The organism is Thermoanaerobaculia bacterium (genome assembly GCA_035260525.1).
Taxonomy (GTDB): Bacteria; Acidobacteriota; Thermoanaerobaculia; order UBA5066; family DATFVB01; genus DATFVB01.
In genome coordinates this window covers 1-3,597 of the sequence record DATFVB010000254.1, presented here as the reverse complement: position 1 = coordinate 3,597, position 3,597 = coordinate 1, and the positions used below count along the sequence as shown (strand labels likewise).

Sequence of the window (3,597 nt, the reverse complement as noted above, 5' to 3'; positions counted from 1 at the left end):
GGGTGGCGGCGGCGCCGTCGAGACGCTCGTTCGACGAGCGGCGCCACCGCCACGCGCTCCCGTCCCCCGAGCCAGCTCCCGCGACGGTCACGCGCCCGCCCGGCTCGATGCATCGCCGCGCCAGCCCTCGCTTCTATTCGTAGCGGAGGGCGTCGGCGATGGATACCCTCGCCGCCCGCCGCGCCGGAAGCCAGGCCGCCGCCGCGATGACCGCGAGCGAAAAGACGGCGATCGCCGCGATGTCCCGCGGGCGCACCTCGAACGGGACGAAGGAGACGAAGTAGATCTCGGCCACGTCGGGCGGGAAGCGCACGAGGCGGAACCGCGTCAGGACGGCGCAGACCGCCGCGCCCGCCGCCAGTCCGGCCAGGACCCCGCTCCCCCCGAGGAGCATCCCGAGCCGGAGAAACGCGCTCGAGGCGAGCCCCGGCGGCGCTCCGAGCGCCGACAGCACGCCGATGTCGCGTTTCTTCTCCTGCACGTTCATGACGAGCGTGGCCACGATGTTGAAGGTCGAGACCGCGACGATCAGGCCGATCACGAGGAAGAGCGTGATCTTCTGGACCGTCAGCGCGGAGAAGAGGCTGCCGTTGAGGGACCGCCAGTCGGTGACGCTGAACCCTTCGCCCAGGATCTCGCGGATCCGCGCCGTCGCTTCCGGGGTCCGGTCGATCGTGTCGAGCTTCACCTCGAGCACGTTGGCGGCCGCCGGAAATCGCGCGAGCGAACGCGCCGCCTCCCGGGAGACGAACACCCACTCGGAGTCGTACTCGTAGAAGTTCGTGCGGAAGACCTTCGCGACCCGGAACGCGCGCCGGCGCAGCGCGAAACCGGCGTTGCGGCGCGACGCGTCGGGAACCGTGAGGACGACCGCGTCCCCGGCCTTCAGCCGCAGCCGCGCCGCGAGATCGGCGCCCACCGCGCACCCCTCCAGGCCGCCGGGACCGGCCGCGAACAGGCGCTCCCCCTCGTCGAGGACCCGCCCGGCGGGCGCGACGGCGCGCTCGCGAGCGGCGTCGACTCCCTTGACGACGGCGTTCGTCCCGTCCGGATCCCCTTCGGACGCGGCGGTCCCCTGCCAGTAGATGACGGGCGCCGCCGCGCGCACGCGCGGATATCGGCGGAGCTTCGCTTCGAGCCGGCCGGGGTCCGCGATCCCGCCCGACGTCAGCGGGAAGACGACGACGTCGGCGTTGGCGCCGATCAGCTTCGACTGGATCTCGTCGCGATACCCCGAGAGGAGCCCCATTGCGATCACGAGCGCCGTCACGCCGAGGGCGACTCCGGCGATGGCCAGGACCGAGACGCGGGACACGAGCCGCGACGACCGCCGCCGGAAATACCGGACGGCGAGCTCCATCGGGAGCGTCAAGGCCGGACCTTCCATCGACCGCGCCGGGAAGGGCGCGGCGAGACGCGAGCCCGATCCGCCGTGGCTCTGACGAGCTCTGGCAGATGGATGGCCAAACACGACTTCTGAACCGCAGGCACGCTCGAGACCTCGATCCGCCGAAGCCCGGACGAAGGCAGACGGGATGCGGGCCGTCCGCGACGTCCCGGTGAGGCGACCGTCCCGGGGTCGTCCCCGCGAAAGCGGGGACCCAGGATTGGATACCCGCTTGCGCGGGTATGACGGAAAACGCGCATGTCGCAGGGCGGCGCGGGCGGCATGCGCCCGTCCGGCTCGATGTATCGCCGCGGCCCGGTCATCCTTCCATCATGGAAAGGAACTCCGCGAAAAGCCCCCGCGCGTCGTGCGGCCCGGGCGCGCCCTCCGGGTGGTACTGCACGGCGAGGATCCGGCGGCCGGGATCCCGGAAGCCCTCGACGGTGCCGTCGTTCAAGTTCACGTGCGACACGTGAGCGCCGGCGGGCAGCCCGGCGGGATCGACGGCGAAACCGTGATTCTGCGACGTGATCGCGATCGCGTGGCCGTCCAGGTCCTGCACGGGATGGTTTCCGCCGCGGTGGCCGAACTTCAGCTTGAAGGTCGACGCCCCGAGCGCGCGGCCGAGGATCTGGTGACCGAGGCAGACGCCGAAGATGGGGCGCTCGCCGACGAGCGACCGAACGGTTTCGACGCATTCGGAGAGCGCCGCCGGGTCGCCCGGGCCGTTCGAGAGGAAGACGCCGTCCGGGCTTTCGGCGAGGATCTCCGAACGCGTCGCCCGGGCCGGGAACACCGTGACGTCGCAGCCGGCGGCATTCAGCAGCCGGCACAGGTTCATCTTCATGCCGTAATCCACGGCGGCGACGCGGAACCGCGCCCCGTCGGGCGCCGGGCATCGGTACGTCTCGGCGGTGCCGGCGGTGAGCGCGAGAGCGCTCCCTTCCATCGGCGGAGACTCGAGGACGCGGCGGCACAGCTCGGCGGGATCCTCGATCTCCGTCGAGATCCCGGCGCGCATCACCCCCTCCGACCGGAGCTTCCGGACGAGCGAGCGGGTGTCGAAGCCGCACAGCCCCGGCACTCCCGCGCGCGCGAGCATGTCGGCCAGGCCGAGCTCCCCGCCCGTGCCGCTCCACCGCTCCGGGAAATCCCGCGCGAGGAAGCCGGCGGCCTGCACGCGGCCGGACTCTTCCTCGCCGCTGCGCGCCCCGTAGTTCCCGACGTGCGCCGCGGTCATCAGGACGAGCTGACCCCGGTACGACGGGTCGGTCAAGACCTCCTGGAACCCGGTCATCGAGGTGTTGAAGACGATCTCCCCGAAGAAAGTCCCCCGGGCGCCGATCGCCCTTCCGCGGTAGGAGGCGCCGTCTTCGAGGACGAGAAGACCATCGCCGGAGGCGGTCACGACCGCCTCCGGCGGAGATTCGAAATCCGAATTCCGAAACCCGAAACGAATTCGAAATTCGAAATTCGAAATTCGAAACGGGACCCGGCGGGCCCGGGAGTCGACAATACACGACGCTTTTCGGCGGCCGAGCCGCGTGAACGATCGGTCGGCGGGTTTCGAATCTGGGTCATTCGAGTTTCGTGCTTGTTTCGAGTTTCGAAATTCGTGCTTCGCGTTTCCCCGCGCGTCACGCGGTCGCGCGGGTCACGCGCTCCTTCCCATGACGATCGAGAGCGCGCGGACCTGGTTCATGAGATCCGAGAATTGCTCGGGCAGGAGCGCCTGCGGGCCGTCGGAAAGCGCCGTCTCCGGCTTGTGGTGGACCTCGATCAGGAGCCCGTCGGCGCCGACGGCCACCGCCGCGCGCGACAGCGGCAGGACCTTGTGCCGCTTCCCGGTCCCGTGGGACGGGTCCGCCATGATCGGCAGATGCGAGATGCGCTGCACAGCCGGGATCGACGAGAGGTCGAGCGTGTTGCGCGTGTGATCGGCGAACGTCCGGACGCCGCGCTCGCAGAGGACGACGTCGTAGTTCCCCTCCGCGAGAATGTACTCGGCCGAAAGCAGGAACTCCTCGATCGTCGCGGACATCCCGCGCTTCAGGAGCACCGGGCGCTTGAGCCGGCCGACTTTCTTCAGGAGCGAGAAGTTCTGCATGTTCCGGGCGCCGATCTGGAGGCAGTCGGCGTACTCGGCGACTTCCTCCGCGGTCTCGGTGTCGAGGACCTCGGTCACGATCGGGAGGCCGGTTTCGGCGCGC

The 3,597-nt window shown here is 70.3% G+C and carries 3 protein-coding genes; all 3 read right to left on the bottom strand.

From position 1 onward, the window contains the following. Positions 1-133 precede the first annotated feature (133 nt). A complete protein-coding gene (locus tag VKH46_12500; GenBank protein ID HKB71658.1) occupies positions 134-1,372 on the bottom strand; it encodes an ABC transporter permease in 1,239 nt (412 codons plus the stop codon). A 334-nt stretch (positions 1,373-1,706) separates the two neighbouring features. Then, positions 1,707-2,795, bottom strand: coding sequence for a glutamine-hydrolyzing carbamoyl-phosphate synthase small subunit (gene carA / locus VKH46_12495; protein HKB71657.1), 1,089 nt, complete (start codon positions 2,793-2,795; stop codon positions 1,707-1,709). Positions 2,796-3,041: 246 nt separating this feature from the next. Then, the coding region (gene aroF / locus VKH46_12490) for a 3-deoxy-7-phosphoheptulonate synthase (GenBank protein ID HKB71656.1) at positions 3,042-3,597 on the bottom strand (556 nt) is incomplete at its 5' end.